General features: G+C 70.3%; 22 protein-coding genes, 1 pseudogene and 1 riboswitch. Of the genes and pseudogenes, 10 read left to right on the top strand and 13 right to left on the bottom strand.

Annotation, left to right across the window (positions count from 1 at the left end):
- Positions 1–2: 2 nt before the first annotated feature.
- The 4 genes from B5557_RS32890 to B5557_RS32875 form a co-directional block, all read right to left on the bottom strand.
- Positions 3–1,022: a C40 family peptidase gene (locus tag B5557_RS32890; protein WP_079662864.1), complete on the bottom strand. Its 1,020-nt coding sequence runs from the start codon at positions 1,020–1,022 to the stop codon at positions 3–5.
- 269 nt (positions 1,023–1,291) lie between these two features.
- The gene (locus B5557_RS32885) at positions 1,292–2,332 is read right to left on the bottom strand and encodes a C40 family peptidase (protein ID WP_079662863.1); all 1,041 of its coding nucleotides are present in this window, start codon (positions 2,330–2,332) and stop codon (positions 1,292–1,294) included.
- 212 nt (positions 2,333–2,544) lie between these two features.
- Positions 2,545–3,888 carry an NYN domain-containing protein gene (locus B5557_RS32880; RefSeq protein ID WP_079662862.1) on the bottom strand — a complete coding sequence of 448 codons (1,344 nt, stop codon included), beginning with the start codon at positions 3,886–3,888 and terminating at the stop codon, positions 2,545–2,547.
- Between the two features lie 37 nt (positions 3,889–3,925).
- Positions 3,926–4,165 (bottom strand): hypothetical protein, encoded by a 240-nt coding sequence (locus tag B5557_RS32875; protein ID WP_079662861.1) that lies wholly within the window; start codon positions 4,163–4,165, stop codon positions 3,926–3,928.
- A 316-nt stretch (positions 4,166–4,481) separates the two neighbouring features.
- On the opposite strand from B5557_RS32875, the gene B5557_RS32870 reads away from it, so the two are divergent.
- Positions 4,482–5,228 (top strand): rhomboid family intramembrane serine protease, encoded by a 747-nt coding sequence (locus B5557_RS32870; RefSeq protein WP_443031293.1) that lies wholly within the window; start codon positions 4,482–4,484, stop codon positions 5,226–5,228.
- Positions 5,229–5,364: 136 nt separating this feature from the next.
- Here B5557_RS32870 and B5557_RS32865 read toward each other — a convergent pair whose 3' ends face one another.
- On the bottom strand, positions 5,365–6,516 hold the full coding sequence (locus B5557_RS32865; RefSeq protein WP_079662860.1) for an acyl-CoA dehydrogenase family protein: 1,152 nt from the start codon (positions 6,514–6,516) through the stop codon (positions 5,365–5,367).
- Between the two features lie 431 nt (positions 6,517–6,947).
- Between B5557_RS32865 and B5557_RS32860 the strand changes: the two genes are divergently transcribed.
- From B5557_RS32860 to B5557_RS32840, 5 genes are all read left to right on the top strand, one after another.
- Positions 6,948–7,922, top strand: coding sequence for a cytochrome P450 (locus B5557_RS32860; RefSeq protein WP_159424465.1), 975 nt, complete (start codon positions 6,948–6,950; stop codon positions 7,920–7,922).
- A gap of 252 nt (positions 7,923–8,174) precedes the next feature.
- Positions 8,175–9,242 (top strand): polyprenyl synthetase family protein, encoded by a 1,068-nt coding sequence (locus tag B5557_RS32855; protein ID WP_079662858.1) that lies wholly within the window; start codon positions 8,175–8,177, stop codon positions 9,240–9,242.
- Positions 9,239–10,156, top strand: a complete 918-nt coding sequence (locus tag B5557_RS32850; protein WP_079662857.1) for a terpene synthase family protein — start codon at positions 9,239–9,241, stop codon at positions 10,154–10,156. Before B5557_RS32855 ends, B5557_RS32850 begins: the two co-directional genes overlap by 4 nt.
- Before the next feature lie 10 nt (positions 10,157–10,166).
- The gene (locus tag B5557_RS32845; RefSeq protein WP_079662856.1) at positions 10,167–11,528 is read left to right on the top strand and encodes a cytochrome P450; all 1,362 of its coding nucleotides are present in this window, start codon (positions 10,167–10,169) and stop codon (positions 11,526–11,528) included.
- A gap of 103 nt (positions 11,529–11,631) precedes the next feature.
- Positions 11,632–12,990 (top strand): cytochrome P450, encoded by a 1,359-nt coding sequence (locus tag B5557_RS32840; protein WP_079662855.1) that lies wholly within the window; start codon positions 11,632–11,634, stop codon positions 12,988–12,990.
- On the opposite strand, the pseudogene B5557_RS46375 reads toward B5557_RS32840, so the two are convergent.
- Together B5557_RS46375 and B5557_RS32835 are read right to left on the bottom strand one after the other, a co-directional pair.
- A pseudogene (locus B5557_RS46375) lies at positions 12,987–13,085 on the bottom strand (IS481 family transposase); the annotation flags it as partial. The gene B5557_RS32840 and the pseudogene B5557_RS46375 overlap by 4 nt on opposite strands.
- A gap of 69 nt (positions 13,086–13,154) precedes the next feature.
- On the bottom strand, positions 13,155–14,336 hold the full coding sequence (locus tag B5557_RS32835; RefSeq protein ID WP_231976112.1) for a cytochrome P450 family protein: 1,182 nt from the start codon (positions 14,334–14,336) through the stop codon (positions 13,155–13,157).
- 126 nt (positions 14,337–14,462) lie between these two features.
- Here B5557_RS32835 and B5557_RS32830 point away from each other — a divergent pair, with 126 nt between their 5' ends.
- The 3 genes from B5557_RS32830 (at position 14,463) to B5557_RS32820 (ending at position 16,844) form a co-directional block, all read left to right on the top strand.
- Positions 14,463–15,158 carry a TetR/AcrR family transcriptional regulator gene (locus B5557_RS32830; protein ID WP_079662853.1) on the top strand — a complete coding sequence of 232 codons (696 nt, stop codon included), beginning with the start codon at positions 14,463–14,465 and terminating at the stop codon, positions 15,156–15,158.
- A 6-nt stretch (positions 15,159–15,164) separates the two neighbouring features.
- Positions 15,165–16,448 carry a phthiocerol/phthiodiolone dimycocerosyl transferase family protein gene (locus B5557_RS32825; RefSeq protein WP_079662852.1) on the top strand — a complete coding sequence of 428 codons (1,284 nt, stop codon included), beginning with the start codon at positions 15,165–15,167 and terminating at the stop codon, positions 16,446–16,448.
- Positions 16,449–16,562: 114 nt separating this feature from the next.
- Positions 16,563–16,844 carry an Lrp/AsnC family transcriptional regulator gene (locus B5557_RS32820; RefSeq protein WP_079662851.1) on the top strand — a complete coding sequence of 94 codons (282 nt, stop codon included), beginning with the start codon at positions 16,563–16,565 and terminating at the stop codon, positions 16,842–16,844.
- On the opposite strand, the gene B5557_RS32815 is transcribed toward B5557_RS32820, so the two are convergent.
- The 6 genes from B5557_RS32815 to ctaE form a co-directional block, all read right to left on the bottom strand.
- Positions 16,841–18,217: an aminotransferase class V-fold PLP-dependent enzyme gene (locus B5557_RS32815; protein WP_079662850.1), complete on the bottom strand. Its 1,377-nt coding sequence runs from the start codon at positions 18,215–18,217 to the stop codon at positions 16,841–16,843. The genes B5557_RS32820 and B5557_RS32815 overlap by 4 nt on opposite strands.
- A gap of 145 nt (positions 18,218–18,362) precedes the next feature.
- A riboswitch (SAM riboswitch) is annotated at positions 18,363–18,479 on the bottom strand.
- 74 nt (positions 18,480–18,553) lie between these two features.
- Positions 18,554–19,618 (bottom strand): anthranilate phosphoribosyltransferase, encoded by a 1,065-nt coding sequence (gene trpD, locus B5557_RS32810; RefSeq protein ID WP_079662849.1) that lies wholly within the window; start codon positions 19,616–19,618, stop codon positions 18,554–18,556.
- A gap of 144 nt (positions 19,619–19,762) precedes the next feature.
- A complete protein-coding gene (qcrB, locus tag B5557_RS32805; protein WP_079662848.1) occupies positions 19,763–21,400 on the bottom strand; it encodes a cytochrome bc1 complex cytochrome b subunit in 1,638 nt (545 codons plus the stop codon).
- Complete coding sequence (gene qcrA, locus B5557_RS32800) at positions 21,397–22,458, bottom strand: cytochrome bc1 complex Rieske iron-sulfur subunit (RefSeq protein WP_079662847.1); 1,062 nt, start codon at positions 22,456–22,458, stop codon at positions 21,397–21,399. Before qcrA ends, qcrB begins: the two co-directional genes overlap by 4 nt.
- On the bottom strand, positions 22,455–23,267 hold the full coding sequence (qcrC, locus tag B5557_RS32795; RefSeq protein WP_079662846.1) for a cytochrome bc1 complex diheme cytochrome c subunit: 813 nt from the start codon (positions 23,265–23,267) through the stop codon (positions 22,455–22,457). Before qcrC ends, qcrA begins: the two co-directional genes overlap by 4 nt.
- A gap of 62 nt (positions 23,268–23,329) precedes the next feature.
- Positions 23,330–23,950 carry an aa3-type cytochrome oxidase subunit III gene (ctaE, locus tag B5557_RS32790; protein ID WP_079662845.1) on the bottom strand — a complete coding sequence of 207 codons (621 nt, stop codon included), beginning with the start codon at positions 23,948–23,950 and terminating at the stop codon, positions 23,330–23,332.
- A gap of 187 nt (positions 23,951–24,137) precedes the next feature.
- Between ctaE and B5557_RS32785 the strand changes: the two genes are divergently transcribed.
- The gene (locus tag B5557_RS32785; protein WP_079662844.1) at positions 24,138–24,542 is read left to right on the top strand and encodes a hypothetical protein; all 405 of its coding nucleotides are present in this window, start codon (positions 24,138–24,140) and stop codon (positions 24,540–24,542) included.
- Positions 24,543–24,596: the final 54 nt, after the last annotated feature.

The raw sequence follows: 24,596 nt of genomic DNA, 5'->3' as shown, positions 1-24,596 counted from the left end.
GGTCAGGGCCTGGTGACGGACGACACCGGCATCATCCCGACCGGGTCGTAGCGCACCGCCGCGCCCGGGTACGGGGCGTGGATGACCTGGCCGTTGCCGACGTACATGCCGACATGGCTGGCGTCCGAGCGGTAGGTGACGATGTCGCCGGGCCGGGCCTGGGACAGCGGAACCCGTCGGCCGGCGTGCGCCTGGGCCTGCGAGGTGCGCGGCAGGGAGACCCCGGCCTGCGCGTACGACCACTGCATGAGGCCCGAACAGTCGAAGCCGGAGGGGCCGTTGGCGCCCCAGACGTAGGGCCTGCCGAGCGCGGAGCGGACGGCGGCGAGGGCGGCGGCCGCGCGGCCGGACGCCGGGACGGCGCCCGCGAAGTCGGGCAGGTCGTCGCGGCCGGAGCGGGAGGCCCGGTCGTAGGCGGCGCGGTCCGCGGACGGCAGGGAGTTGAGCAACTGCCGTGCCCTGGCGAGCTTCTGCTCCACGGTCCGCTTGTGACTCGCCACCGCCTTGCGGCTCTTGTCCAGCTCGGTGAGCTTGGCGGCGGCCTCGGCGCGCTCCTGGGTGAGCTCGCGCATGGCACCCTGGAGTTCCCTGAGTTCGCCGGCCTGGTGGGCGGTGATCCGGTCCAGGACGGAGGCCTTGTCGAGGTAGTCCTCCGGGTCGTCGGAGAACAACAGCGCCAGGGAGGGGTCGAGGCCGCCGGAGCGGTACTGGGCGCCGGCCAGCGAACCGAGCTGCTCGCGCAGGCCGTTGACGCGCGCCTGCTGCCGCGCGATGTGGTCCTGGGCCTCGCCGACCTGCTTGCGCAGGGTGTCGGCGCGTTCGTCGGCCTTGTCGTAGGCCTCGGTGGCCTTCTCGGCCTCCTCGTAGAGACGGTCCACCTCGGCGCGGGTGCCGTCGGGCGCGGCCGTGGCCGGTACTGCGGAGACGGCGCCGAGTGCGGCGGCCGCGAGGGACAGCACGCTCAGGGCGCTGAGGGCACCCCGGTCGAACCCGGACTGTGCAAGGCGGCGATGGGACCCCACGGGAAGCCGCGCTCCTTCCACTGGTGGACAGGGAAACGCGGCCGACAGTAGCCCCGCGGTGGGGCACCGGCCAAAGACCTCGGTGGGCACGCACAGTGACGCCCCGCCGCTGACGCAGGTCACCGGCGGGGCGTAGGGTCACTTCTCGTCGTCATGATTCGCCCGTTCGGGCGGCGTGGTGTCCTGATCTTGAAGTTGATCAGGTCCCGGCCTCGGGGCGACTCGGATCCCGATCTCGGGGTGAGCCTGGTCCCGATGTCGCGCCGGGGTCAGACCCGGACGCCGAACATGAACGGGCCGCCGATCGTGCCCATCGACTCGTAGCGCACGACGGTCCCGGTGCGCGGGGCGTGGATGATCTGGCCGTTGCCCGCGTACAGACCGACGTGGTGCAGGTCGTTGAAGAAGAACACCAGGTCGCCGACCTTGAGGTCGCTCTGCGAGTAGATGCGCGTCCCGATGGTGGCCTGCGCCTCCGAGGTCCGCGGGATGCCGACGCCGGCCTGCGCGTAGGCCCAGGAGGTGAGGCCCGAGCAGTCGTACATCGCGGTGCCGGTGGAGCCGTAGTGGTACGGCTTGCCGAGCTGGCTCTGCGCGGCCTGGAAGGCGGCCATGGCCCGGCCGGAGCCGGCGGGGGCGTCGCCGAGGTCGACCCGCTCGCCTGCGTCGCGGCTGGCGCGGGTGTCGGCGGCGGTGAGGGCGGCCTTCTCCTTGGCCGTCAGCGTGTTGAGGAGCTCGCGCGCCTCGGCGAGCTTGGCCTGGACTTCCTTCTTGTTCTTGCCCAGCGTGGCACGGGTGGTGGCGAGGTCCTTGAGCTTGCCGGAGGCCTCGGTGCGCTCCTGTGCGAGCTCACGCTGCTTCTCCTGGATCTTCTTCAGCGCCTCGACCTGCTGGGCGCTCAACTGGTCGGCGGCCGACGCCTTGTCCAGGAAGTCGTCCGGGTTCGAGGAGAGGAGGAGCTGCAGGGAGGAGTCTATGGACCCGGTGCGGTACTGGGCGGCGGCCGCCAGGCCCATGGAGTCGCGCAGCTCGTTGAGATCCGCCTGTCCCCGGGCCACGTTGTCCTGGATGGTGGAGATCTCCTTCTGGAGCTTCTCCTGCTTCTCCTGGGCGCCGTTGAACGCCTCGGTGGCCTGCTCCGCCTCTTCGTAGAGCTTGTCGACCTTGCTCTTGACCTCGTCCTTGGTGAGCTTCTGGCTGGGTGCCGCGTTGGCGGCCTGCGAGCTCAGAACGACAGCAGCAGCGGCTGCGGTGGTCAGCACCGTCACGCGTGCGCGACTGGGCTGCTTCGGTCGACGGTGGGACGCCACGGAAACGGGCTCCTTCTTTTGAGTGATCACCCGTGTGGAGGTTCGAGCACCAGACCTTAGTGACCTCGCCGTGATCAGTTCAAATCCTCGGGCGAAAAAATCCCATCACGCCACGCAGTTTTTTCATACAACTCACGTGCAGTGATGCGCGATTGACACTACGTTGCGTGACGATTACGTCAATTCGGTCATTAAACCTGCAACTTCGACCTTCAGGACAGTCGCTTCAGAAGTACCGCGGAAGCCACCGGCCGGGCGCCCGCCTTGGCGACCCCGTCGGCCACCTCCCGGTCGGTCGAGGCCACGATGACCGGCCGGCCGGGCGGCTCGGCCCGCACCAGCTGGCGGATCAGCTCGTCGGCCGTGACCCCCGGCTTGGAGAACAGCACCCGCACCCCGCGCGGCGGCGCCAGCAGCACCGGAGCCGCGAGTTCGGCCCCGTCGAAGACACAGGTGACCTCGGCGCCGGTCTGCGCGGCGAGCTGCGAGAGCTGCCCGAGGAGCCGCAGTCGCTGCTTCTCCAGGGGCATCTGCGGATAGCCGGTCTTGGTGACGTTGTAGCCGTCGACGACGAGATGCGCCTGGGGCAGCGCGAGGAGCTGGTCGAGAATGGCCGGATCGTGCTCGGACAGGGCACGGGCGGCGATGTCCTTCGGAGTCATCCGCCCCGGCTCGACCGCGTCGACGGTCTCCGCCGGCCGCACCGACACCGGCGGCAACGCCAGTTCCCGGCGCAGCCCCTGGGCCGCGTCCAGCACGGTGTCCAGCAGCAGCCGCACCCGCATGTCCTCGACGCTGCGGCCCTCGCGCGCCGCCCGCCGGGTGGCCTCCAGCGTGGCCTCCACCTCGCCGAGCCGCGCCTTCAGCCGCCGGCTCTCGCTCTCCGCGGCGGACACCTGCGTCTGCCCCTCGGCGCGCACCGTCTCCATCTCGCTCTGCACCTTGCGCAGCGCGGCCTCGCCGCGCTTGACGTCGCTGAGGGCCGAGCGGAGCTTACGGTGCAGCGACTCGGCCTCCTTCTTCGCCGCCTCCAGGTCGGCGCGCAGCCGCTCGGTGTCCGCCCGGGTCTGCTCACGGGCCCGGTCGAGCTCCTCGCGCAGCCGCTCCAACTCGGCCCGGCTCTCCTCGTCGGCGCGTTCGGCGTCCGCCCGCTGGGCCTCCTCGCCAGCCGCGGTGACCAGCTTCACCCAGCCCGCGGGCCGCAGCACATAGGCCGCGGCCGCCACGTCGAGCGGGTCCGCGGCCGGGGTCGGCGAGCCGGAGTCGAGCGCGCCGGACAGCTCCGGCTGGGCCTCTCTGAACTTCTCGGCGATACGTTGCCGGAACAGCGGATCGGTCTCCAGCGCGGCCGCCATCGCGTTGCCCGCGAACTTGGCCCGCCGGTTCGGGGCGAACCGGGCGTACTGCCGCAGCTGGGCGGGCAGCTCGCCGACGGTCAGCCCGCCGAAGCCGTCGGAGACGATCGTGACGACCCTGCGCCGCACGCCGTCCGGCAGCGGACGGTCGAGCATCTCGGCGGCGCCGTCGCCCGGCCCCCCGCCTGCGCTCTCCACCATCCGTCACACCCCAATACCTGTGCGGGCCCGCCTCCCGTCAGGAGCCGGCGCCCGGCCGATCCACGAGTTCCACCTGGTCCACGGCGTTGCACCAGCGGCACCGCACCGACTCGATGGTCTCATCGACCACCTGGCGCTCCTCGACCTTCGGCTCGCCCGCGAGGTCGAGGTGGACGTACTCGACGACCTTCGACGAGCGCGTCACGTCGAACCGCGTGAGGTTGCCGCAGAGCGTGCAGCGCCACCGCGTCGTGGCGGTCGGCAGGGGAACCGTCATCGTGACTTTCCGCTTCCTTCTAGTGTGGTGCTTCCGTCGTGCTGCCAGTGTCCGGGTCGGGCCCAAGGCTCCCCCGTGCACATGGCTCGTAACCCTACGGCCTGGCGAGTACTCGACGCCCGTCCGTCCACAGGGCCTGTGCGGCGGATCCCGTCGCGGACACGGGGCACGGCACACCCTCCCGCACCGCGCCGACTCCGTCCTCCGCCGTCCAGCCGGACGCACGATACCCCGCTCACCAGCGCAGATGAGGCGCCGTCTCGCCCCGCCGGGCCGACCCGCCGGACGGGCCCCGGCGGCGAGGCGGTCCGTTCCGATGCGTCCCGTTACGACATGCTCTGTGTTCGTGATCAGTGACTGGAGCGGGACCGTCCACAGAGCCCTCCGCAGACCCTCGGCGCCGGTGACCTACGCGGTGATCGCCCTGTGCTGTCTGATCTTCGTGATCGGGCCGGCGTCGGGGCTCGATCCGGCGTACGGATCAGGTGACGAGCTGCCGGCGGCGCAGCGGGCCTACTTCCGGCGCTGGGGTGTCGTGCCCGCCGAGCTCTTCGAGGGCTCGGCGCGAGGCGCCCTGACGCCGGCCACGGCGCTCTTCGTCCACGGCAGCTGGGTGCACCTGCTGGGCAACATGCTCTTCCTCTACGTCTTCGGGGCGATGACGGAGGACCGGATGGGCCGCGTCGAGTTCACGCTCTTCTACCTCGGCTGCGGCTACCTGGCCCTGCTGGGCTACGCCGCCGCCAACGCCGAGTCGTCGCAGTCCCTGGTCGGCGCCTCGGGGGCGATCTCCGCGGTCCTCGGCGCGTTTCTGTATCTGTTTCCCCGGGCGCGGGTGACCAGTCTCCTGCCGTTCCTGTTCTTCCTGCCGTTGCGCTTCCCCGCGTGGGTCGTGCTGCCGTTCTGGGCGGCCCTGCAGTGGGTGGCGGCGGGGCAGGCCGCCCAGGGACCCGGAGTGGCGTACCTGGCGCACCTGGTGGGCTTCGGCCTGGGGCTCGTCTACGCCTGGGCCCGGTTCGGCCGCAGGGCCACCCGGGCGGTGCCCGGCTCCGGGGCGGGATGAGACGTGGAAGACGTAAGACGTGGGAGGGGAGCGTCGCCGCTCCCCTCCCACGTCTTCCGCTCTTGCGTCTTCCGCGCTTACGTCTTCCGCGTCCGACGACTACATCTCGCGCGCCTGCGGCTGTCTCCGCCCGGGATCAGAGCCCCATGGACTTGGCGACGATGGTGCGCATGATCTCGCTGGTGCCGCCGAAGATCCGACCGGCCCTGTTGTCGGCGTACAGCCGGGTGATCGGGTGGTCCATCGTGAAGCCGAGACCGCCGTGCAGCTGAAGGCACTTGTCGAGCACCCCGGTCGCCGCCTCCGTGCAGTACAGCTTGGTCGCGGCCGCCTCCTCCGCGGTCAGTTCCCCGGCGTCGAACGCCTCCAGGGCCTGGTCCACGACCGCCTGCAGCGCGTTCACCGTGACCTTGCAGTCGGCGAGCACGAACTTGGTGTTCTGGAAGGCGGCGACGGGCTTGCCGAAGGCGGTGCGCTCGCGGACGAAGGCGGTGGCGAGCCGGACGGCCGCGGCGGCGTGGGCGTACGCGCCGACGGCGATGCCCAGCCGCTCCTGCGGGAAGATGCCGGCCAGACAGGCGAAGGCGCCGCCCGGCTCGCCCACCACGTCGCCGACGGGGACACGCACGTCCGTGAAGGTCATCCCGACGATGTCGGACGAGCGCAGCCCGAGCGTGGCCGGCTCCGAGTCGACCGTCACGCCCGGGGCGCCGGTGTCCACGGCGAGCAGGGACATGCCGCCGCGCCGGTCGGTCCCGTCGGCCGCGGTGCGGCAGGCGACGAGCACCAGATCGGCCTGGGCGCCCCCGGACACATAGGCCTTGCTGCCGTTGAGCACGTAGTGCGTGCCGTCCTCGGACAGCTCGGCCGCCGTCCGGATGCCGGCCACGTCGGAGCCCGCCTCCGGCTCCGTGATCGCGATGGCCGTCATCAGCTCGCCCGTGACGAACCCCGGCAGCCAGCGCCGCTGCTGCTCCTCGGTGGTGTAGTCCACCAAGGTGGCCGGGAGCGCCAGGTGCGCGCTGGCTCCGCCGAAGGTGACCCCGGCCCGCGCGCACTCCTCGGCGATGACGGCGTTGAACTTGAAGCCCTTGGGACCGGCCCCGCCGAACTCCTCCGGGATGCCGAACCCGAAAATGCCGAGTTTGCCCAGTTTGCGATAGAAATCACGCGGCACTCGGCCGGCGGTTTCCCATTCCGTATAAACGGGTACGACCTCTGCCTCGATTAACTCGCGCACCTGAGTACGGAAGGCTTCGTGCTCGTCCTGGAAAACAGTGCGTCGCACCGCTCATCCCCCTGCTGCTCTGATCGGTGTCCTCGCCAACGACTCGAACGTAATACGGAGTCGAGGGCAGTGTCCAGGGAGGGCAGGCCTTGTCACCCACGGCCGCCATGTGTCTAGTATTCGACCACCGGGATCTCGGCCGCTTCGGCGGACCGGCGGTCCTGCCTGCCGATTTCATGGGGGAGACTGGCATGGAACCACCGGGCAACGAACCTCTATTCAATGCGCGCGATCCGCGATTGCGCACCGACCCGTATCCGCTCTACAAACGCCTCCGGGACGCGGAACCGGTCCATCGGACGCCGTACGGTCACTGGGTGGTCTCCGGATACGACGAGGTCGCCGCGATCCTGCGAAAGCCCGAGTTATCCAGTGAATATCCACAAGACCCGAAATGGGCGGCACAACGGGGCGGACAGGACAGCCCGATCGTGCAGGCCACCCGGAGCTGGATGCTGATGCGGGACGGGGAGGCGCACCGCCGGCTGCGCGGCCTGGCCAACCCGGTGTTCACCGCCCGGGCCATCCGCGAGACGGTTCCCCGCATGACCGGCATCGTCCACCGGATCATGGACGAGATGGGCGACGGCCGGGACGTCGACCTCATCGGGTCCCTCGCGGCCCTCGTGCCCGTGACCGTCTTCTGCGGCCTGGGCGGCCTGCCGGTCGAGGACCGTGACCTGTGCCGGAAGTGGACCGACGCGCTGGGCCATGTCATCGACCCGGCCACCGACGACACCACCCGCCGGGCCATGAACGACGCGGCGGAGGAGTTCGGCGCGTACATCGCCGACCATCTGGCGCGACGGCGCGCGGATCCGCAGGACGACATCATCTCCCGCCTGCTGCTGGCCGACTTCGACGGGGGGAAGCTCTCCGACGACGAGATCATCGCCAACGTCATGATGTTCTTCATGGGCGGTCACGAGACGACCGTCAACCTCATCGGCAACGGCATGCTCGCCCTGCTGCGCCACCCCGACCAGCTGCGCGCCCTGCGCGCGGAGCCCGGCCTCGTCGACAACGCCGTCGAGGAACTGCTGCGGTACGACGCGCCCATCCAGCTGGTGGCCCGCATCACCACCGGTGACATCGAGGTCGGGGGCACCGCCATCCCGGCCGGCGCCAAGGTGATGATCCTGCTCGGCGCCGCCAACCGCGACCCGCGGCGCTACGCCGATCCCGACCGCCTCGACCTGCGGCGCGCGGACATCCGCCCGCTGTCCTTCGGGGGCGGCCCGCACTACTGCATCGGCGCGCTGCTGGCGAAGGCCGAGGCCCGCCTGGTCTTCACCGAGCTGCTGCGTCGGCACCGCGACATCAGACCCGCCCGCGAGGACGTCGTGTGGCGCCCGCAGGTCAATATCCGCGGACTCAGAGAACTCCGCGTCGATCTGATCCCCTGACGCCGGCCGACCTGCGGTGCGCTCGGCCTGTCGGCCCCGCGGACCCCGTCAGGCCGAGACCTTCCCGGCGGGCGGCCGACCGTCCCTTCGGCCGCCCATCATCCGGCCCGTCGTCGGTATTCCGTCCGAACGCCGTTTCCCCTGCCGCCGTGGGCGCCCAGCGCTCGGCGCGGCGCGGGGATGCCGGCGTATGCCGTCCTGGGCGCGGAACCGATTTGACGTGCCCTACGAGTGGGGATGTAGCGCAGAAAAATGAGCACCCACACCATATCTCCCGACATACTGGACCCGGTCTCCACCAGGGCCGCCGTGGACACCGTCATCTTCGATTTCCTGGACAATCACAGAAAGAACTCCGGGCAACGGCAGTTGACCCATCTTGTAAAATTGCTTGAAGAATTCATGGTGGGCGGCAAGCGAATACGACCGATTCTCACCGTGCTGGGCTGGCAGGCGGCCGGCGGAGAAAACGACTTGACGACCGTGGTACGTGTGGCCGCGTCACTCGAGATGTTTCACGCGTTCGCACTCATCCATGACGACATCATGGACGACAGCGACACCCGGCGCGGCCGTCCGACCATCCACCGGATACTCGCCGGAAAACGCGGCGACGACCGCACCGAGCGATTCGGAATGGGCGGTGCCGTGCTGCTGGGCGACCTCGCCTTTGCCTGGTCGGACGACCTGCTGCACACGGCCGACCTCACTCCCGCGCAGTCGGCGGCGGTGCTGCCGATCCTCACCGAGATGCGTACCGAGGTCATGCTCGGTCAGTACCTGGACCTGCGGGCGACCGGCGAGCTCACCGACGATGTCGACGCCACGCTGACCGTCAACCGCTACAAGACCGCCAAGTACACGGTGGAACGGCCGCTGCACATCGGCGCCGCCCTCGCGGGCGCCGACGCCCCGACCCTGGCCGCCTGCACGGCGTTCGCGCTGCCCCTCGGGGAGGCCTTCCAGCTCCGCGACGATCTGCTGGGCGTGTACGGCGAGATCCGGGACACCGGCAAGTCCCGCCTGGACGACCTGCGGGCCGGCAAGAACACCACTCTGGTCGCGCTGGCGCTGCGCGCGGGCGACACGGCCCAGCGCGCCCGGCTGCGCACGCTGATCGGCGATCCCGGCCTGGACGAGACCGGCGCCGAGGAGGTCCGCGCGATCTTCGCGGCCACCGGCGCCCGGGACACCGTCGAACGCATGATCGACGACCGCTATAGGCGGGCGCTGGGCGTGCTGGCCGCCGCCCCCTTCACCGCCGACGCGGTCACCGCCCTCAAACACCTCTCCGCCACGGCCACCAGGAGGAACTCATGACCACGGATCTGACCGCACCGGCCGCACCGGCCCCGGCGGGGACGGCCCGCCACTGGCAGGAGTGCACCGACCGGTTCGCCGCTCTCTTCGACCGGCACGTCGGGTACGAGGCCCAGAAGGCGCCGATGACGGACGCCGAGCTGCGCGAGGTCATCGACGCGTGCAACCGCGCGGTCGCCCCGCTCGGCAAGAGCGTCTCGGACAAGCGCTGGATCTCCTACATGGACGTCGTTCGCTGGTCGCAGAGCGCCCGCCACATCAAGGACATGGAGGCGTTCAAGGCCGTCTGCGTGCTCAACTGCGTGACCTTCGTGTGGGACGACATGGACCCGGCCCTGCACGACTTCGACCTCTTCCTGCCCCAGCTGCGCGCGGTGTGCGAGCGGTACTACACCCCGCAGGACGCGGAGTTCGCCTACGAGGGCGCCCGCGCCTTCGTCACCAGCGACCACATGTTCCGTGACTCGGAGCTCAAGACGGTGCTCTGCGGCACCTCGCCCGAGCAGTACTTCCGCTTCCGCGTCACCGACGTCGGCGTGGACTTCTGGATGCGGATGTCGTACCCGATCTACCGCCACCCCGAGCTGACCGAGCACTCCAAGACGGGGCTGGCCGCCCGGATGACGGCCCGTGGGCTGGCCATAGTCAACGACTTCTACTCCTACGAACGCGAGCAGGCCCTCGGGCAGATCACCAACTGCTTCCGGCTGTGCGACATGTCCGACGAGGCCGACTTCCAGGCGTTCTTCCAGGCCCGGCTCGACGACATGGCTGAGGACATGGAGTGCATAAAGGCGTTCGACCCACTCACCCGGGACGTGCTGCTCGACCTCATCCAGGGCAACTTCGTGTGGACCACCCAGGACCGGCGCTACCAGGCCGCGGTCAACGACGTCAACTCACGGATCCAGTAGGGGACCCGGGATGCCCACCACTCCCAGGTCGCCCTCGGTGGAACGGTCCTGGCGGATCGGCGTCGCGCCCGGCGCCGTGCCGCTGCTCGGACACGTCCCCGCGCTGTGGCGCCGCCCGCTGGAGTTCCTCGCCTCGCTGCCCGCGCACGGCGACCTCGTCGAAGTCCGGCTCGGTCCCACCCGCGCCTATCTCGCCGCCCACCCCGAACTGGTCCGGCACGTCCTGCTCAACCCGCGTGTCTTCGACAAGGGCGGCGTCTTCGACAAGGCGCGCCAGCTCCTCGGCAACAGCCTGTCGGTCTCTCGCGGCGAGGAGCACCGTTTCCAGCGGCGGCTGATCCAGCCCGCGTTCCACACCACCAGGATCGCCGCCTATACGACGGCGGTGGCCGCGGACACCCGTACTGTCACCGACGGCTGGCGGGCCGGCGAGACCCGGGACATCGGCGACGCCATGCACGCCCTGCTGATGCGGGTCGCCGCCCGCACCCTGTTCTCCACCGGGCTCGACGAGGACACCATCGAGGAGGCCCGGCAGTGCCTGCGGACGGTCTCGCACGGCATCTACCGGCGAACCGTCGCCCCGCTGGGCGTCCTGGAGAAGCTGCCCACACCGGGAAACCGCGCCTACGACCACGCCAACACGCGGCTGCGGCAGATCGTGGCGGACATGATCGCGCTGCGGCGCCGGTCCGACGCCGACCACGGCGACCTGCTGTCCACCCTGCTGCGGGCGGAGCACCCCGAGACCGGGGAGAAGCTGGACGACGCCCAGATCCTGGACCAGGTCGTCACCTTCCTGGTCGCCGGCAGCGAGACCACCGCCTCCACCCTGGCGTTCGTCTTCCACCTGATGGGCACGCTCCCCGAGGTGGAGCGGCGGGTGCACGCCGAGGTGGACGGCGCGCTGGAGGGCCGGACACCGGGCTACGACGACCTGCCCGCGCTGCCGTACACCCGCAACGTCATCACCGAGGCGCTGCGCCTGTACCCGCCGTCGTGGATGGCGATGCGGGTCGCGGCCGAGGACGTGGAACTCGGCGGCCGGACCATCCCCGCCCGGACGATGATCCTGTACAGCGCCTACGCCCTGCATCACAATCCCGAGCTCTTCCCGGACCCCGAGACCTTCGACCCGGGGCGTTGGGAGGGCGAGCGGGCGACCCAGGTGCCGCGCGGGGCGCTGCTGCCGTTCGGCGCGGGCAGCCACAAGTGCATCGGGGACGTCCTCGCGCTCACCGAGACGGCGCTGATCGTCGCGACCGTCGCCGCGCGCTGGCGGCTGCGGCCGACCCCCGGCAGCCGGCTGCGCCCCGAGCCGAAGGCCACCCTGGAGGCGGGCCCGCTGCCCATGGTCCTGGAACGCCGCTGACCCGCCTCTCCCCTTCTTCTCCCCGTCCCGGCTCTCCCATCTCTCCTGTCTCTCCTGTATCTCCTGTCTCTCCGTCCGTACCGTCTCAGGGGGCGCATCCGGCATGAAGACCCAATCCGACCCGGTCAGGCGCAGGTGGCGGATCGCCAAGGCGCCGGGCCGGCTTCCGTTGGCGGGCCACGCACTGCACCTGGCGCGCCGCCCGCTGGAGTACCTCTCGTCGCTGCCCGCCCTGGGCGACCTGGTCGAGCTGCGGCTGGGCACCCGGCTCACCTATCTGCCCTGCCATCCGGAGCTGGTGCAGGACGTGCTGCTGAACGCGCGGGTCTACGACACCGGGGGCCCGGTGAAGGAGAAGGCCCGCCCCATCCTCGGCAACGGGCTGATCACCTCCGACTGGGCCGACCACCGCAGACAGCGGCGGATGGTCCAGCCGGCCTTCCACGCCACGCGCATCGCGACGTACGCCGAGGTGATGCGCGAGGAGTGCGCCGCGCACGCGGAGACCTGGCGGCCGGGCCGGCCGGTCGACGTCGGTGACGCGATGCAGGCGCTGACCGCGCGGGTGACGGCACGCGCGCTGTTCTCGACGGAGATGGCGCCGCACTCCGTCGCGGAGATCCAGCGCAGTCTGCCCGTCATGGTGCGCGGCGCGTTCCGCCGGGCGCTCGATCCCACCGGTCTGATCGCCAGGCTGCCGCTGGCCGCCAACCGTGAGTTCGACGCCGCCCTCGGCCGGCTGCACACCCTCATCGACGGCATCGTCGGGGACTACCGGCGCTCCGGCGAGGACCGCGGCGACCTGCTGTCGGCGCTGCTGGCCGCGCGGGACGACGAGGACGGCGGCGCGCTGACCGACCGGGAGGTCCACGACCAGGTCATGACCCTGCTGCTGGCCGGCGTGGAGACCACCGCGAGCGCCCTGACCTGGGCCTGGCATCTGCTGGCCGCCCATCCCGAGGCGGAGGCGCGACTGCACGCCGAGGTCGACGAAGTGCTGGGCGGGCGGCCGCCGACGTACGCCGACGTGCCGAGGCTCGCCCACACCCAGCGGATCTTCACCGAGACCCTGCGCCTGTACCCACCGGCCTGGATGTACACCAGGATGACCACCCAGCCCACCGAACTGGCCGGCCACCGGCTGCCGGCCGGGACGGACATCCTGATCAGCCCCTACGTCATCCACCGCATCCCGGAGTTCTTCCCGCGCCCGGAGGCCTTCGACCCGGACCGGTGGCTGCCCGAGCGCGCCAAAGACGTCACCCGTGGCTCGTATCTGCCGTTCGGGGCGGGCAGCCGCAAGTGCATCGGCGACGTCTTCGGGATGACGGAGGCGACGCTCGCGCTGGCCGCCCTCGCCTCCCGCTGGCGTCTGCGGCCCGTGCCGGGCGCCACCGTCACGCCCCGGGCCGAGATGAGCCTGACGGCCGGGCCGCTGCCGATGACGCCCGAACCGCGCTAGGTGTATTGAGCCGCAGCGTTGTTCACACGGCTGATGGGTGGCTGGCCGCGGAGTGCGGTGTGGCAGCGGTGGTGGTTGTAGGTGTGCAGGAAGTTCAGCCAGGACGAGCTCGTCGGTGTGAAGTGCAGATGAAAGCGCGGGTGGGCCAGCTCCGACTCAGGTCACTAGCGGAAGGTGACGGGGAGCGCGTGCAGGCCGCGGAGCATCAGGCTGGGGCGCCACCGCAGGTCGGCGGGGTCCGTGTCCAGGGCCAGGCCGGGGCAGCGTTCCAGCAGGGTGCGGAAGGCGATCGCGCCCTGCATGCGGGCCAGCGGGGCGCCCAGGCAGTGGTGGATGCCGTAGCCGAAGGCGGTGTGCCCGCGGGTGTCGCGGCGGATGTCGAACCGGTCGGGCTCGGCGAACCGCTTCGGGTCACGGGACGCGGCGGCCAGCACGACGGCCACGGAATCGCCCGCGCCGATCACCGTGCCGTCGATCTGCACGGGCTCCTTGGCGTAGCGGAACGCCGTGGTCTCCACCGGCCCCTCGTAGCGGAGCATCTCCTCCACGGCGTTCTCCAACAGCGACCAGTCGCCGCGCAGCGCCGCCAGCTGATCGGGGTGGCGCAGCAGGGCGAGCGTTCCGCTGGACAGCAGGTTGGCCGCGGTCTCGTAGCCTGCGACCAGCAGCACGAAGGCCATGCCCAGCATCTCCTCGGGCGTGAGGCCGTCCTCCTCGCCCAGGCGGCCGGCCAGCGCGCTCAACAGGTCCTCGCCGGGCTCGCGCCGTTTGGCCGCGATGAGCTCGGCGAGGTACCCCGCCATGGCCTGGGCCGCGGCGGCGGCGACCTCGGGCCGGGTGAAGTCGGTGCTCTCCAGATACCAGTCGTGGAAGGTCTTGCGGTCGCTCGCCGGCACGCCGAGCAGTTCGCAGATCACGGCCAGCGGCAACGGCAGCGCGAACGACTCGACCAGGTCCGCGCGGCCCAACGGCAGCATGGCGTCCACCAGTTCGTCCGCGATCCGCTGGATCTTCGGACGCAGCGCCTCGATGCGCCGGGAGGTGAACTCCTTCGCCACGAGCCCCCGCAGGCGGGTGTGCTGCGGCGGATCCGTCTGCACCATGTTCAGGCCGATCGAGTTGCCGCCGTCGTCCTGCCACCCGGCCGAGTGCCTGATGTCGTTGGAGAGCCGCGCGTCGGCCAGCGCCGACCGCGCCTGCGCATGGCCCACGACCAGCCAGAACTCCCCCGACGCGGCGGTGCGGACCCGGTGCACCGGCCCCTGCGCGCGCATCCGCTCGTAGACCGGATACGGATCGTCGACGAAAGGCCGGCCGAGTGCTGTCAGATCTTCGAATCCCGTCACGGACAACGGTGTTCCTCGCTTCGAACTCGCTGGTGCGGCTGAGCGGGGAGGGCTCCCCCGGTGGACGGTGCGACCATAGCAACAAAACGGGGAGCTCTCCCCGGTTTCACTGTTAGGGTGCCGCGCATGGACGGCGGAGACGAACGGCGGACACCTCGGCGCAGTGACGCGCGCCGCAACCGTGAGACGCTGATCGCCGCCGCCCGGGAGATCTACGCCGAACGCGGGGTGGACGCGCCGCTGGACGACATCGCCCGCCGGGCGGGGGTCGGCAACGCGACGCTCTACCGGCACTTCACCGACCGCGCCGCACTGATCGAGACCGTCTTCCACGACGCGCTGACCCCGATCCTGGACGCGGCCCGCGAGACCCGGGAGCGGGCGGACGCCTGGAGCGGCCTCACCGCCTACCTGGACCGGGTCTTCACGCTGCTGGCCGCGGACCGTGGCGCCGGTGATCTGATGACCACCGGCATCCGGGGCGTGCCCACCCTGGACGCCCTGCGCGAGGAGAACCGGCGCACGCTGGAGACGCTGCTGCGCCGCGGCCAGGAACAGCGCACGATCCGCCCCGACCTCACCGTCGAGGACCTGCTGTTCCTGCTGGCCGCGCTGGGCCGGGCCACGCCCGCCGCCCCCGGGTCCTGGCGGCGCCACCTGGCCCTGATGCTGGACGGTCTGCGCCCCGCGGCCGCCCACCCCCTGCCCGCGCCACCGCTCGACCAGGAGCAGTTCGAGGCCGCCCTGCACCGTCTCGGCGGCGCCGACCGGGCGGCGGCCCGGCAGGAGAAGCCCCTTCGTCCACCGAGATCGGAGACCTGAAGCACCATGACCCGTCAGCGCCCCATATCGCCCTTCGAGAGCATCTACTTCCTGGACCTGGGAGCGGCGGGCCTCCCCCTGTACGACATGCCGGCGTTCGTGGAGTCCCTGGTACGCGGCCGGCTCGACCCGGCGCTGATGCGGCGGGCGCTGTGCCTGCTGACTGAGCGCCATCCGATCCTGCGCTGCGAGGTGGCGGCCGGCGAGGCGGGCCTGCTGCTGCGGGTCCGCGACCGGGTCGAGCCGCCGCTCACCCTGCTCGACGGCATCGAGGACACCTACGCCGAACTGATCAACACGCGGCCCGACTGGACCGAGAGCCTGCTGCACGCCTGGCTGCTCACCGACGGCGAGCGCTCCCAGGTGGTGCTGGGCGTCCACCACGGGGTGGCCGACGGCCGTTCGGCGTTCGCCCTGCTCGACGAGTTCTGGCAGCACTACACCGCCCTGGCGGCCGGCGCGAGCCCGTCCGTCGAGCGACGCGAGGAACTGCCCGAGGCGATCGACACCCGGCTGGCGGGCGCCCTGCCGGACGCGGAGGTCGACGCCGTGGTCGACGCGATCGCGCAGGGCGCGGCGGCCGAGACCAAGCCCGCGGTCCTGCCCACCGAGGGTGTGGGGCGCCCCGACCGGCCGGCCGCGACGCGCCGCTTCGTGGTCGACCGGCTGGAGTTCGGCGTGCAGACCACCGACGCCGTGGTGGCCGCCGCCCGGACCCGCCAGGTGACCGTCAACAGCCTCGTCACGGGGCTGGTCCTGACCGCCGTCCGCGCACAACTCGCGCCCGAGCAGGGCCCGTTGACGATGACCTGCGGTCACGGTGTGGACCTGCGCACCCGGCTGACGCCCGAGCTGCCCCTGAGCACCGTGCTCAACTGCATCACCGGCCTGCAGACCACGCTGGCCGTCGGCCACGACGACCGGCCGGAGAGCGTGGGCCGGGAGGTCTCCGACCAGGTCGCCGGCGCGCTGGCCCGGCGCGACCCCGAGCGCTTCCTGCTGGCCGCGCTCAGGGCCGGCGCCCGGGGCGTCGCGGTGCCCGTCCCGGTCGTCAGCTACGGGATCTCCAACGTCGGCCGGATCCCCGCGCACCCCGTCCCCGAGGACGTGGAGCTGCTCCGCTTCGGCGGAACGGCCAACGCGCCGGGCATGCCTCCCAAGATCGGCGTCGCCAGCTTCGGCGGCCGGTTGCTCGTGCAGAACGAGTACGACAGCTGGACCTACGCCCCCGAGCAGATGCGGCGACTGCGCGAAACGCTGCGCGGATCGCTGACGGATCTGGCCCGCTGACGGATCCGGCCCGCTGACGTCGGCCGGGCCCACGACTCTCCCTTTGGTGAGCCACCCCTCACGTCATAGAGTGAAGCCCGCCCAGCTCCGGCCCCCCTAGGGAGAGAACCAGCCGTGATCACCGCGATCGTCCTCATCAAGACCAGCGTGGACCGGATCCCCGAGATCGCCGAGCGGATCGCCTCGCTGGATTCCGTGAGCGAGGTCTTCTCCGTCACCGGGACCTACGACCTGATCGCCATGGTGCGGGTGAAGCAGCACGAGGACCTGGCGGACGTCATCCCGGGCAGCATCAGCAAGATCCCCGGAGTGGAGGCGACGGACACGCACGTCGCCTTCCGCACCTACTCGCAGCACGACCTGGAGGCGGCGTTCGCGATCGGCCTGGACTCCTAGACGGCCGGGACGCAGCGGCCGTCCTGCGTGCGGTACTGCCACCGTGCGCCGTCGGCCACCAGCTCCCGCACCGCGTCGACGAACCGCTCCACGTGCTCGTCGGGGGTGCCGGCGCCGAAGCTCACCCGGATCGCGTTGAGGGACTTCTCGCCGGGGGCCGCCTCGGGGGCGCCGCACTCGCCCTGGCTCTGCGGGTCGCTGCCCAGCAGGGTGCGGAGCAGCGGGTGGGCGCAGAAGAGGCCGTCGCGGACGCCGATGCCGTACTCGGCGGAGAGGGCGGCGGCGAAGTGGGAGCTGTTCCAGCCCTCGACGACGAAGGAGATCACGCCGACCCGCGGGGCGTCGTCGCCGAAGAGGGAGAGGATCCGGACCTCCGGCACCTCGGCCAGCCCCGTCCGCACCTTCTCGATGAGGTACTGCTCGCGGGCCACCAGCGTGTCGAAGCCGGCCTCCGTCAGCGCCGTGCAGGCCGAGGCGATGGCGTAGGCGCCGATCACGTTCGGGGAGCCGGCCTCGTGGCGGGCGGCGCTCTCGTGCCACTGCACGTCCACTCCCCCGTCCTCGCGCCGGGTGACCTTGCGGCTGGCGCCGCCGCCGGCGAGGTACGGGTCGGCCGCGAGGAGCCAGTCGGCACGGCCGGCGAGGACGCCGGAGCCGAAGGGCGCGTACAGCTTGTGGCCGGAGAAGGCGACCCAGTCGACGTCGAGGTCCTGCACCGACACCGGGTGGTGCGGGGCCAGCTGGGCGGCGTCCAGGACGATGCGGGCGCCATGGGCGTGGGCCGTCGCCGCGAGCTCACGGACGGGCCACAGCTCGCCGGTGACGTTCGAGGCGCCGGTGACGCACACCAGGGCCGGACCGTGCCCCCCTTCAATGGACACGGTGCGGTCGGCGAGGGCGCGCTCCAGGGTCTCGACGGCCTGGCGGGGGGTGCGGGGGGCGTCCAGGTAGGTGACCCGGGCGTCCTGCCAGGGCAGCAGCGAGGCGTGGTGCTCGGTCTCGAAGACGAAGACCTGGCAGTCGGCCGGGAGCGCCTGCGCCAGCAGGTTGAGGGAGTCCGTCGTCGACCGGGTGAAGATCAGCTGGTCGTCGGCGCGGCAGTCGAGGAACTCGGCGACCGTCCTGCGGGCGTTCTCGAAGAGGTCGGTGGAGAGCTGGGAGAGGTAGCCGGCGCCGCGGTGGACGCTGCCGTAGTAGGGGGCGTAGGCCGCCACGTCGTCCCAGACGCGCTGGAGGGCGGGGGCGCTGGCCGCGTAGTCGAGCGCCGCGTAGGTGACCTCGCCGCCGGTGACGAGCGGGACGGTGACATCCCGGCCCAGAACGGGCAGCGGGGCACAAATGGCCTGAAGGGCGGCAGCGGTGGAGACAGACATGGGGAACTCCCGTGAGGGGGCATGCGGAAGAGACGCACGCGGAGATGGGAAGAAGGGTGCGCGGAGGCGGGGCTCGGCAGCCCTATCGCATTCGCTTGCTCACGGAAGACTCCCTCGAACGACCAGGACCCCTGGTTTCGAGAGGGGCCCGCGCTTGCCGTAGACCTCGCTGCCTACGGCCTGGTCTTCACCCGGGGCACCCCGCCACGGACGGAGGGTTGCCGGACAGTCGGCCGGGGCCTCATGACTGTCACTCATGACCTGCCAAGGAACGTACGTGAAGTGATCGCGGTCCCGCAACTCGTGTCCGGATTACGGGACCGCGGCCGCTGTCGGCTACTTGTTGCTGGCCGCCACCCAGCGCTCCAGCGCCCGCTTGGCCGACCCGGAGTCGATCGACTCGGCGGCCTTCGCCATACCGGCCCGGAGCTGCTCGGCCAGCGTCCCGGCCCCCGGGTCGAGGGCCACAAGGGCCGCCGCCGAGTTCAGGAGCACGGCGTCACGGACCGGGCCCGTCTCGCCGTCCAGCAGACGCAGCGCCACCTCCGCGTTGTACGACGGGTCGGCGCCCCGCAATGCCTCCACCGGCACCAGCTCGATGCCGACGTCCCGGGGGTCGAACGACTCCTCGGTGACCTTGCCGTCGCGGACGATCCACACCCGGGAGGTGGAGGTGGTCGTCAACTCGTCGAAGCCGTCGTCGCCGCGGAAGACGAGAGAGGAGTTGCCGCGCTCGGCCAGGACACCAGCGATGAGCGGTGCCAGGCGCGGGTCGGCGACGCCCACCGCCTGGGCCTTCACCTTGGCCGGGTTGGTCAGCGGACCGAGCGCGTTGAAGGTGGTGCGAATGCCCAACTGGCCGCGCGCGGCGGCCACATGACGCAGCGCCGGATGGAACTTGATGGCGAAGCAGAAGGTGATGCCGGCTTCCTCGGCGACCTCCGCCACCCGCTTCGGCGTCAGCTCCAGATTGACGCCCAGCTTCTCCAGCACGTCCGAGGCGCCGGACGCGGAGGACGCGGCCCGGTTGCCGTGCTTGACGACCTTCGCGCCGGTGCCGGCGATGACGATCGACGACATCGTGGAGATGTTGACCGTCTTGGCGCCGTCACCGCCCGTGCCGACGATGTCCACGGTCCGGCCGGGCACCTCGATCACATTGGCGTGCTCGTACATCGTCCGGACCAGACCGGTGATCTCCTCGACCGTCTCGCCCTTGGCCCTGAGGGCCACCGCGAAGCCCGCGATCTGCGCGTCGGTCGCCTCGCCGCGCATGATCAGGTCCATCGCCCAGGCGGTGTCGTCGGCGCTGAGGTCACGGCCGTCCAGCAGGCCGTTCAGCAGCCCGGGCCAGGAACGGTCCGCCGCGGTGTCGCCTCCAGCGGGGGTCACAGCGCTCATAGCCGCTCCTGTGCGTGTCGTCGTCCGTCGTCGTGGGTCGTCCGGACCCGTGTGAACCCCACCCTATCCAGCCCGTGGGCACGGCAAAGGGCCCCGTCCGAAGACCGGACGGGGCCCTTTGGGGCGGCGTGGCGACGCCTGGGATCAGTGGTGGCCGTGGCCGCTCGTGATCTCCTTGTACTCCTCGACAGTGGGCTTCGGGATCTGCTGGTCCTCGCCGAAGTACGCGTTGCTGATCTTGGCGCGGAGCTTCTCCGAGCCCTTCACCTTGCGCTCGACGCCGTTCTCGTCGACGGTCGCGCCGATCGCGGCCGGCGCGTACTGCTCGTGCGCGGTGAGGGTGTGCAGCTGCTCCTGGCTGAGCGGCTCGTGGATCTCGATGAACTCACCGTGCGGCAGCCGCTTGATGGTGCCGGTCTCGCGACCGTGCAGCACCTTGTCGTGATCGCGACGCTGCAGGCCGAGGCAGATCCGCTTGGTGAGGATGTACGCGATGACCGGTCCGACGAAGAAGAAGATCCGGACGAACCAGGTGATCGAGTTGATCGACAGGTGGAAGTGGGTGGCCCACAGGTCGTTGCCACCGCCGACCAGCGTGATCATGTACATCGTGACCCAGGCGACGCCCAGCGCCGTACGGGTCGGCGCGTTGCGCGGGCGGTCCAGGATGTGGTGCTCGCGCTTGTCGCCGGTGATCCAGGACTCGATGAACGGGTAGGCCGCCATCGCGGCGAGGACCACACCGAAGATGACCAGCGGGATGAACACGCCCAGGACGAGCGTGTGACCCCAGAGGTTGATCTCCCAGCCCGGCATGAAGCGGATCAGACCCTCGGCGAAGCCCATGTACCAGTCGGGCTGGGCGCCGGTCGACACCTGGTCCGGACGGTAGGGGCCCATGCCCCAGATCGGGTTGATCTGCGCGATCGCCGCGATGGCCGCGATGACACCGAAGACCAGGAAGAAGAAGCCTCCGGCCTTGGCCATGTACACCGGCAGCAGCGGCATGCCCACGACGTTCTTGTTGCTCTTGCCGGGGCCCGCGAACTGCGTGTGCTTGTGGTAGAAGACCAGGATCAGGTGGCCCACCATCAGGCCCAGCATGATGCCGGGCAGCAGCAGGATGTGGATCGAGTAGAACCGCCCCACGAAGTCGTGACCGGGGAACTCGCCGCCGAACAGGAACATCGAGATGTACGTGCCGACGATCGGCATCGACAGGATGGCGCCCTGGGTGAAGCGGACACCGGTGCCGGAGAGCAGGTCGTCCGGGAGCGAGTAACCGGTGAAGCCGGTGAACATGCCCAGGACGAACAGCAGGAAGCCGAACAGCCAGTTGACCTCACGCGGCTTGCGGAACGCACCCGTGAAGAACACGCGCATCATGTGCACGAACATGCCGGCGAGGAAGATCAGCGCCGCCCAGTGGTGGATCTGCCGGATGAGCAGACCGCCGCGCACGTCGAAGGAGATGTGCAGGGTCGAGCTGAACGCCTCGGACATCAGCTGTCCCTGGAGCGGGACGTAAGAGCCGTGGTACTCCACCTCGTTCATCGACGGGTGGAAGAACAGCGTCAGATACACACCCGTCAGGATGATGATGATGAAGCTGTACATGCACACTTCGCCCAACATGAACGACCAGTGGTCGGGGAAGATCTTGCGCATGTTGGCCTTGGCCAGGGAGTAGATCCCGAGCCGGCCGTCGGCCCAGTCGGCGATGCGCTCGCCGGCCGGAGCCTTCCCGCGTTCGCGGGTCTCAGTGGACTCTGTGGTGCTCATCCGCGCTCCCAGAAAGCAGGACCGACGGGCTCTTCGAAGTCGCCGAGCGCCTCGAGGTAGCCCTCGTCGTTCACACCGATGCGCAGCTGCGGCAGGGCGTGACCGGCGGGGCCGAAGATCACTCGGGCACCGTCGGAGAGGTCGAAGGTGGACTGGTGGCAGGGGCACAGCACGTGGTGCGTCTGCTGCTCGTACAGGGAGATCGGGCAGCCCACGTGGGTGCAGATCTTCGAGTACGCCACGATGCCCTCGTGCGACCACTCGAGCTCGCGCTTGTCCTTGATGTTGTCCGGCTGGAGCCGGACGATCATCAGGGCCGCCTTGGCGATCTCGTTCTGGAACTCCTCGTCGTGCTCCTCCAGGCCCTCGGGCTTGGCGAAGGTGAGCGAACCGACGGCGACGTCCGAGGGGCGCAGCGGCTCGTTCGTGTTCATGTTGACGAGCAGCTTGCCCTTGGCCCACAGCGTGTGCCGCAGCTTGTCCTCGGGCAGCGGGCCGAGGTCGCGCAGCAGCACGACGCCGGAGAGCGGCACCAGGGCGACCGCGCCGAACAGCGTGTTGCGGATCAGCTTGCGACGGCCGAGCGCGGACTCCTTGGCGCCCTGCCTGAAGTCCGCGTGGACCTTCGCACGGACCTCGGGGCTCGCGGCGATCGGGTGCCGCTCGTCGGCGACCTCGACGTCCGACATCAGGGTGCGGGCCCAGTGGACCGCGCCGGCGCCGATGGTGAACAGCGCCGTGCCCAGGGTCAGACCCAGCGCGAAGTTCAGCGCGCTGATGTGACCGATCGGGAACACGAAGATCGACTTGTCGGCGGGGATCGTCACATAGGAGGCGATGAAGCCGACGGTGGCGAGCATCGACAGCGTGAACAGGAAGGCGACCGCACGCTCGGACCGCTTGGCGGCCCGCTCGTCGATGTCCTGGACGCGGTGCTCGTGGGGCGGCAGGCCGGGGTCGGCGAACGGGTTCTTCTCGTCCGCGACGCCTACCGCCGTACCGTGCGCGTGGCCCTGCTCAGCGGGCAGGTTCTCTTCTGGAATGTCTTGGCTACTCATGACTTCTTGGCCTTTGCGGTCCGAGCGGCGACCCAGACGGCGACCGCGATCAGGGCGCCGAGACCGAAGATCCAGGCGAACAGGCCCTCACTGACCGGCCCGAGGCCGCCCAGCTCCAGACCACCGGGGTTGGTCGTCTCGTCGCCGTTGACCGCGTGCAGGTACGCGATGATGTCCTTCTTGTTCTGCTCCGACAGGGTGGTGTCGGGGAAGGAGGGCATGTTCTGCGGGCCGGTCTGCATGGCCTCGTAGATGTGCTTGGGGTCCACGTCCTCAAGGGTCGGAGCGAACTTGCCCTTGGTGAGGGCGCCGCCCTTGCCGATGAAGTTGTGGCACTGCGCGCAGTTGGTGCGGAACAGTTCGCCGCCCTTGGCGATGTCCGCGCCCTCCGGGCCGTACTGGGCCTCGGTCGGGACGGACGGGCCGGCGCCGAGGGAGGAGATGAACGCGGCCAGCTGGTCGATCTGGGCCTGCGAGTAGATGACCTTCTTCGCGGGCACCTGGGCGCCCTGGGAGGTCGCCGCCGGCATACGGCCGGTACCGACCTGGAAGTCGACGGCCGCGGCGCCCACGCCGACCAGGCTCGGACCGTCGGAGCTGCCCTGACCGCCGGTGCCGTGGCAGCTGGCGCAGCCTACGGCGTAGAGCTTCTTGCCCTCATCGATGGCGAGGGACTGGGCGGTGTCGTCTGCCTGCGCCTTGCTCGCGGGCGCGAGCGCGGCATACAGCCACCCTGTGCATGCCAGCGCGAGGACTAGGACGACGAGCGCCGCCAGCGGATGGCGTCGTCGTGCGGAGAGCTTTTTCACGGATTACCCCGGTGTCAGGATCTTCTGCGTCGATGCTTGCGGAGGTGCGGGAGCGGGCCCGGCTACTTGATCAGGTAGATCGTGGCGAAGAGGCCGATCCAGACGACATCGACGAAGTGCCAGTAGTAGGACACGACGATGGCCGCTGTCGCCTGCTCGTGGGTGAACCTCTTGGCCGCGTAGGTGCGCCCGAGAACGAACAGGAAGGCGATGAGGCCGCCCGTCACGTGCATGCCGTGGAAGCCGGTGGTCAGGTAGAACACCGAGCCGTACGGGTCGGAGGAGAGCGAGAGCCCGTCCTTCTTCACCAGCTCCGTGTACTCGAAGATCTGCCCGCCGATGAAGATCGCACCCATGATGAAGGTGACGATGAACCACATCCGGAGCTTCTTCACGTCACCGCGCTCGGCGGCGAAGACGCCGAGCTGGCAGGTGAGGGAGGAGAGCACCAGGATCGTGGTGTTGGTGGCCGAGAACGGAAGGTTCAGGGACTCGGCCATTTCCTTCCAGTGATCAGGACCCGTCACCGATCGCAGGGTGAAGTACATCGCGAAGAGGGCCGCGAAGAACATCAGCTCGGAGCTCAGCCAGATGATGGTTCCGACGCTGGTGAGGTTCGGCCGATTGACCGACGGGTGCGCGTGCCCGGTTTCTACTGTCGTTGCTGTCGCCACGACCGACATTATGTCGGTCCCTTATCCCGCCCTCACTCCGGGGGGTGCCGTTCGGAGTGTTCGCACCGTGTGTACTGCCCGTATGGCCCATCGAAGTCGCGTTCCAAGCGGTGTTGACGGGGTGTTCAAGGGAGTAGCATCCGCGACATCGGTTCTGTCCGTACGACGCTTACGACGCTGATGTCACGGAGGAAGCATGCAGGCGACCGCCACGGTGCTGGTCTACAGCGACGACTCCAACACCCGCGAGCAGGTACGGCTCGCGACCGGGCGCCGGCCCGCTCCGGACGCCCCTGTGGTGGAGTTCGTGGAGTGCGCGACGCCGGCCGCGGCCGTCAAGGAGCTGGACAAGGGCGGGATCGACGTCTGTGTCTTCGACGGCGAGGCCGTGCCGATGGGCGGCATGGGGTTGTGCCGACAGGTCAAGGACGAGGTGTTCCAGTGTCCGCCGGTGCTGGTGTTGATCGGGCGGCCGCAGGATGCGTGGCTGGCCACGTGGAGCCGGGCTGACGCGGCTGTGACGCACCCTGTGGAGCCCGTGGAGTTCGCCGCGGCTCTCGCTTCCCTGCTGCGGGAGAAGAGGCTTCAGCAGAGCGCGTAGCGCCCATGGGGCGGGGGCGTCAGGTGGTACGGCTCGCCCCGCGCCCCTGCCGGC

The sequence above is a fragment of the Streptomyces sp. 3214.6 genome (genome assembly GCF_900129855.1).
GTDB lineage: Bacteria > Actinomycetota > Actinomycetes > Streptomycetales > Streptomycetaceae > Streptomyces > Streptomyces soliscabiei.
This window is presented reverse-complemented; position numbering and strand designations above follow the sequence as displayed.

Coding starts and splice junctions, on each gene's coding strand:
- qcrB (WP_079662848.1), bottom strand. CDS start 21,400: ATGAGCACCACAGAGTCCACTGAGACCCGCGAACGCGGGAAGGCTCCG.
- B5557_RS32840 (WP_079662855.1), top strand. CDS start 11,632: ATGAAGACCCAATCCGACCCGGTCAGGCGCAGGTGGCGGATCGCCAAG.
- B5557_RS32785 (WP_079662844.1), top strand. CDS start 24,138: ATGCAGGCGACCGCCACGGTGCTGGTCTACAGCGACGACTCCAACACC.
- B5557_RS32855 (WP_079662858.1), top strand. CDS start 8,175: ATGAGCACCCACACCATATCTCCCGACATACTGGACCCGGTCTCCACC.
- B5557_RS32815 (WP_079662850.1), bottom strand. CDS start 18,217: ATGTCTGTCTCCACCGCTGCCGCCCTTCAGGCCATTTGTGCCCCGCTG.
- B5557_RS32825 (WP_079662852.1), top strand. CDS start 15,165: ATGACCCGTCAGCGCCCCATATCGCCCTTCGAGAGCATCTACTTCCTG.
- B5557_RS32875 (WP_079662861.1), bottom strand. CDS start 4,165: ATGACGGTTCCCCTGCCGACCGCCACGACGCGGTGGCGCTGCACGCTC.
- B5557_RS32850 (WP_079662857.1), top strand. CDS start 9,239: ATGACCACGGATCTGACCGCACCGGCCGCACCGGCCCCGGCGGGGACG.
- B5557_RS32845 (WP_079662856.1), top strand. CDS start 10,167: ATGCCCACCACTCCCAGGTCGCCCTCGGTGGAACGGTCCTGGCGGATC.
- trpD (WP_079662849.1), bottom strand. CDS start 19,618: ATGAGCGCTGTGACCCCCGCTGGAGGCGACACCGCGGCGGACCGTTCC.
- qcrA (WP_079662847.1), bottom strand. CDS start 22,458: ATGAGTAGCCAAGACATTCCAGAAGAGAACCTGCCCGCTGAGCAGGGC.
- ctaE (WP_079662845.1), bottom strand. CDS start 23,950: ATGTCGGTCGTGGCGACAGCAACGACAGTAGAAACCGGGCACGCGCAC.
- B5557_RS32870 (WP_443031293.1), top strand. CDS start 4,482: ATGCGTCCCGTTACGACATGCTCTGTGTTCGTGATCAGTGACTGGAGC.
- B5557_RS32830 (WP_079662853.1), top strand. CDS start 14,463: ATGGACGGCGGAGACGAACGGCGGACACCTCGGCGCAGTGACGCGCGC.
- B5557_RS32880 (WP_079662862.1), bottom strand. CDS start 3,888: ATGGTGGAGAGCGCAGGCGGGGGGCCGGGCGACGGCGCCGCCGAGATG.